We start from the raw sequence: 5,177 nt of genomic DNA on the forward strand, positions 1-5,177 counted from the left end.
CACCATGTGTGTCGAATTGGAATAAGGTTCTCTCCAAATCCTCGACGCTTCTGCGGATTGCATTTCATGTCTGCCTATACCGAGTTTATTCAACCATCGGTTCGCTGTGGATATTGTCCAAGGTAGTTGTATCTGTAGGCTGTTTCGTGCCTTTCGTAGTGCGATTTCCATCGATAGAGGTTTCGGATTTTTTCCGGAAAGATTGGAGTAAACGATTTCCGCGATGATCTTCGCTTCGGTTTCTCGAAGATCCATTCTTTCCGGGTTCAGATTTGATTTACGCTTTGCTTTTTTTTCTCCGACAACGATGGAGAGATCCGATCCGGTATTATACTTTTCGAATCTTCTCCGAATTGCATCTTCCGAAAGTCCAAAAGTGGATGAGGCTTTACGCATCATTTCACCTTTAGCGTGTTTCGATGGAGCATCCCTCCAAGCGGAGTAGAAGTCGTAGAATAGATCCGGATCTAACTGTTTCACTCGCTTGTCTCGCCTTGGAAGAGATGGCTCGACCAATTCATTTTCAGAGTCTTGAGTCCGATCTCCATCGTTGCAGTGGTCCGCGAAAGATAAATTCCCAAAGCTCCGCTTCGTGCTTCTTCCGGGATGGATTCAATTCGATTCAGTGCTTCGAGTATTGAAGCGTTGCACTCATCGATAACTTTTTCCGCCTCTCTCTGATTCTTAATTTTTAAAAGTTTATCTGGATCGAGGTCTTTAGATTTTCTCAGAACGTCGAGTTGTTCGTCTTTCTTTTCGAGGGTCTTTTGTAGGGATTCATTTTTTCTTCGAAGAAGGTCAGCATCGGCTTTAATCGACTGCTTTTCAGTTTCGAGAGATTTAATCTTTCTCTGTGAAGAGTTTTCCATTGCAGAAATTCTTTCTGTGAGAAACTCTTCTGCGGAAACAACCGTGCCGTCGGAAAGTGTTAAGATTTCGCCTTCCATTTGCTTTTGACGCACTTCTTTAGCGGCCTGAAGGAATCGTTTTGGCGAAGCCTCCATAAGCTGTTTAACGCGATCCCCGATCCCAAATGTCTCAACGGCTGAAACGTATTCAGAAGCAACTCTTCCGGACATTCCAAGTTCTTGTTCCATACAATCCGAAAACTTTTCGTATCCGAGTTCTAAATGAAGCTCAAGATTTCGGATTGCAGTGAGGGCAATCGCGGTTTGGAAAACACTTACCTTTGCTTGAGCAAGGTAAAATTGAGCAAGGGTCTTTCTTTGTTCAGGTGAAAAATCCTTCGCCTCATTCTTACTTGGAATTGTTAGTGAAGTTTCCTCTGTAGAGGTTTCTCCTATTTCGTCTCTGTATTCATCTAACGCCGATTTTTCGGTCATCTCATTTCTCCTTGAATCCCATGTTTTTTAAAATAGCTTGTGCTTCCGCGCTTTGTGATACACGCATTCCGTTTTCTGATTGTAGTTTTTTGAATTCAGCTCGTGCCTCTCTTGCCTTTTTGAAAATCGATCTAATCTCCTCGATCGGAAGATTGAATTCCATTTCCAAAATCTGAATCAGATGAGGAGTGTTCCGGTCTCCATAGGCGGTTTCGGCTAAATGCTGTCTTTGGACGTTATATGCCTTTGCGATTGCCCTCATTGAAGATTTACCCTCAACGGGATTTATTTTTGTCCGAATCCCAGCCGGTAGGCGAACCCCTCTGGCTTTCCTGGTGCCATTAGATTTTGGTAATTGCACCAGGTTTCTGACATCATTAGATTTTGATAATGATGTCATGTCTTCATTTTCCATAAATTCTCCTGAGTCCGCGCAAATGACTTAAGCATTGCGCTAACTTGATTTGAATTTTTGGAGCAAGTTGCCAAAGAAAACTTTCACCAAAAAGATCAGTGTCGTCTTCTGAACTGATTAATTTAGAGGAGGTCAGTTTTACCTTCGCACGTTGTAGCGATTGGAGTCCGGTAAGTAACCGCAACTCTCCTGAAAAAAAGCTCTTCCCTGGTAAGAGAAGGTGTAAGATTGCGATCGATCCGGTTCCGGAAAATTTACGAGTAGGGTTTTTGCCTTCGATCGTATCGACGTTTAGAATATACAAACCGTCATATTCTTCGATGAACTGCCATTGCATTAGAATTTGAATCGTTCTATAGATTGTTTTCTCTGGACGTTTTAAGTTTCTTGCAACCTGCGCTGGACGAAACGCGACAAGAGGATTCTCTAAGAAAAATTTCGCTACAATCAAAAGAGTCATTTTCTTACCGAGTCAAGTAATGGTCTGAGCTTCTCAAACCATTTCTCCAAACATGGTTTACAAAGATCGAATTGATAAATGATAGTAGGTTGAAATCCGCATCCACTACAGACCGTTGTCTTTTCTGAAAAAAGCTCCTCGGCGGAAGAACTCCCGCCGAGGGGAAGAGAGTCAAAGGTTGTAAGCTTCGGAAAAGAACTGCTCATGCGAATTTCTCCAAGGAATGACTTTTTGGACTTTTCGTTTTGTATCCCTCTTTCGATTTAGAAGGTATGGTTGCTGAAATTTCACTTGGCAAAACATGAAGTCGAATATACTGAAGAAGATCTTCAGCATTTAATTTCCGAATCAGAGTGTCCGGAATTTTATTCCAACAACGATCAAATAGAGTTCGTGCGTTCAAATTTTTCTCACGTAAAGACTCTACTTGATCGCAAATGAAACGACCCCTCACTCGATCGTATTTAGTTGTGTTAGCCATTGAATGTTTCTCCTTTTTCCGAAAGTTTTTTCTTTTGGACCCAGTGATTGAATCGATCTTTAAGTTCTTCATCATCGATGAAGTATTCATAGATAGCGCATCGTGAGAGAAGAATCTGAACCGGATCATGTTTTGTTTTTTCCATAATCCTTTGAATAGATTCAGATACTTTTCTTCGGTGGCTTTTGATTGCGAAGATAGGCTCCATCACGCAAGTTCCTTGAACTTTTTGGTGGCAGGTGTTTCCCAAACGATTTCGAATTTATCTTCTTCGAGTGCTTTGATAACACTTGAATACGCATCTTGACCGTTGAGAGTTTTCAACGCGTAGTTATAGTTGAGTCCCTTGGAGTCGCTCCATTCTTTGAATCTAAGAAAGCCTCTTTTCGCTATCGCCCGTTTGATCTCTTCATTATTTCGAATGATCATTACTGATTCTCCTTTAGTTTAGGGAAACGATACTGATCGGCTCGAACGTAGAATCCTCGATCATCGTTAAAACAAATGAAGAATTGAAAAAAGAAGATCTGAATCCCAATATAAAAGATTCGATGATTGACAGAAGATTCACGAAGAGCGGTTCCAAGATTGAACCGTAGCAGAGATATCGATTTAACTATGACGCCAGTTTCTATACCAGAGATTATGTAGAGATCGAAGGTCAACCAACCAGAGGAGAGACTATATGATGTTGGAATCAGCAAAAGAAGATTGAGAATTAGGGTCTTCAATCTCACTTTGATTTTTTGATCTGAACTTTCGGAACCCATGAAAACTCCTTGATTTCCCTGGTTTTATTTCCGATCCTTTCGGTAGGTTTAAACCAGTTGAAAAGAGCTTTGTCGGATACCGACAATTTTGCAAGTAAAAAATGTCTGAATCCGACAAAATAAATGAATTAATATCTAAACGTTTTTCTGAATTTTTTAAAACCGTAGGTTTGACTCAAGAGGAGTTTGCTAAACGAATTCGTGTAGCAAGGTCAAATATAAGTTCCTGGAAAAATGGAACACATGGAATTTCTGGTTCTGCACTGAAGGCTATGGAGCATGAATTCAAATTAAATTCACTTTGGCTCCTCTCTGGCGAAGGTAAAATGTTCCTTAGCGAAAAAGAAATTTCGAATGAAGAACAAGCTAAATTAGCTTGGAAAGCTGTAATAAAAAGCCAAAGAAATCCGAAACTCAGAAAACTTTTAGACTTATTGAATGACACAACGCTTGCAGATGATCAGATCGAAGCATTGGAAAAAATTATACGATCAATGAAAAATTAGAGATTTGGGAAAAGCATTTTTCTTCTAATCCAGCGAATCGCAGATGCGGCAAGAATCTCTGATACTTGGTCAAAATCTTCCTCGGCTGAAAGACATTTTATCAATTCGTTTCGTAATCTAAGTTTTAGTTCATTTGGAGGAGTTTGTTTCTTGAGTTGCGGTTTCATTTCTATCCAACGTCTTCGCTATATATATGTATAGTATAGACACACGCCAGACAAAAAAAGAAAAAGGGAGATAAAATTTTTACTTAGTTATGTCGGATAACTTTGTTATGTAGAACTAAAAAATAAAAATGAAATCGAGATGAAAAATTGTAATCTCGATTTCAAACTATCGAGACCGTTATTTTATTTTCTCAACAAAGATTACAGGAAATTTTCTTTCTGCATTTGCAACGCCAACCGCCATACCTTGAATATTCAAATCTCTTTTTTTAGAAACTAAGGCATCGAAAATTTTATCTTGTTCAGAAGGGATAAATAGAAGAAAATGCGCTGTTACATCTTTGCCGTTATAAATTGCTTCTGCGATCGTATAACCGTTCCAGTCATCGGAAATTTTGATACCATTCCAATCTTTAAGATTAGATTCGAGATCTTTTGCATTTCTCATTATAGTGAACTTGAATTTTCCAGTAACGGAACCTCCTTCCCACTTGTCTACCCTCTCCAATGATCGACATACAAAGTCGATCTCGACATTAAAATGTCTCCGATCATTTTTCCATTCACCTATTTCATGCGTTCCATCTTCACAATCTAGTTTTCCATTGCCTTGTTTCTTCCCATTAACAAAAAACCCCTCATAAATACATTTAACATCTCCATCTAAAAAGGTTAATTTTCCTTTCCCATGCATATTCATTTCTGAATTGTAATAGCCTTCATAATGTTCCCCATCTTCAAACCAATCAGAGACTTTTTTAGTTACATCAATTTTCCCTTCGATAAAATACATGATAGAAATTTTATCGGGTTCATTTGGCCTATAGCCTTTGACTAATCCGTTTAATTTACCATTTCTAAATGTGGATTCTAAGATAATGCCCTCGTTATTTTGCAATTTGCCTTTACCGTTTTGACAATCACCTTCGATACAAGTTTTAACTTTCTCGTCCGCAAGAATTGAAATTGAGAATAAGAAAGCCGTTATATAAATAAATTTTTGTAATCTGTTCATACGGAAAATATTCAATATAC

7 protein-coding genes and 1 pseudogene are annotated in these 5,177 nt (G+C 38.9%); 1 reads left to right on the forward strand and 7 read right to left on the reverse strand.

All coding sequences use genetic code 11. The annotated features are described in order from the left end of the window. The 6 genes and pseudogenes from JWG45_RS13735 to JWG45_RS13760 form a co-directional block, all read right to left on the reverse strand. Window positions 1-480, reverse strand: a pseudogene (locus JWG45_RS13735) (transposase); the annotation flags it as partial. Beyond that, window positions 477-1,343 carry a hypothetical protein gene (locus JWG45_RS13740; protein ID WP_205280270.1) on the reverse strand — a complete coding sequence of 289 codons (867 nt, stop codon included), beginning with the start codon at window positions 1,341-1,343 and terminating at the stop codon, window positions 477-479. The gene JWG45_RS13740 and the pseudogene JWG45_RS13735, both read right to left, overlap by 4 nt. Before the next feature lies 1 nt (window position 1,344). Next, window positions 1,345-1,758, reverse strand: coding sequence for a hypothetical protein (locus JWG45_RS13745; protein WP_232380690.1), 414 nt, complete (start codon window positions 1,756-1,758; stop codon window positions 1,345-1,347). Then, the gene (locus JWG45_RS13750) at window positions 1,748-2,218 is read right to left on the reverse strand and encodes a hypothetical protein (RefSeq protein ID WP_205280271.1); all 471 of its coding nucleotides are present in this window, start codon (window positions 2,216-2,218) and stop codon (window positions 1,748-1,750) included. Before JWG45_RS13750 ends, JWG45_RS13745 begins: the two co-directional genes overlap by 11 nt. A gap of 473 nt (window positions 2,219-2,691) precedes the next feature. Beyond that, window positions 2,692-2,844, reverse strand: coding sequence for a hypothetical protein (locus tag JWG45_RS13755; protein WP_232380692.1), 153 nt, complete (start codon window positions 2,842-2,844; stop codon window positions 2,692-2,694). Between the two features lie 62 nt (window positions 2,845-2,906). Next, window positions 2,907-3,128: a hypothetical protein gene (locus JWG45_RS13760; protein WP_205280273.1), complete on the reverse strand. Its 222-nt coding sequence runs from the start codon at window positions 3,126-3,128 to the stop codon at window positions 2,907-2,909. A gap of 442 nt (window positions 3,129-3,570) precedes the next feature. On the opposite strand from JWG45_RS13760, the gene JWG45_RS13765 reads away from it, so the two are divergent. Beyond that, entirely contained in the window at window positions 3,571-3,975 is a 405-nt protein-coding gene (locus JWG45_RS13765) for a helix-turn-helix domain-containing protein (RefSeq protein WP_205280274.1), read from the forward strand. A 345-nt stretch (window positions 3,976-4,320) separates the two neighbouring features. Here the strand turns inward: JWG45_RS13765 and JWG45_RS13770 are convergent, their stop codons facing one another. After that, window positions 4,321-5,157 (reverse strand): MORN repeat-containing protein, encoded by an 837-nt coding sequence (locus tag JWG45_RS13770; RefSeq protein WP_205280276.1) that lies wholly within the window; start codon window positions 5,155-5,157, stop codon window positions 4,321-4,323. Window positions 5,158-5,177 lie beyond the last annotated feature (20 nt).

This window comes from Leptospira ainlahdjerensis, assembly GCF_016919175.1.
Taxonomy (GTDB): Bacteria; Spirochaetota; Leptospiria; order Leptospirales; family Leptospiraceae; genus Leptospira; species Leptospira ainlahdjerensis.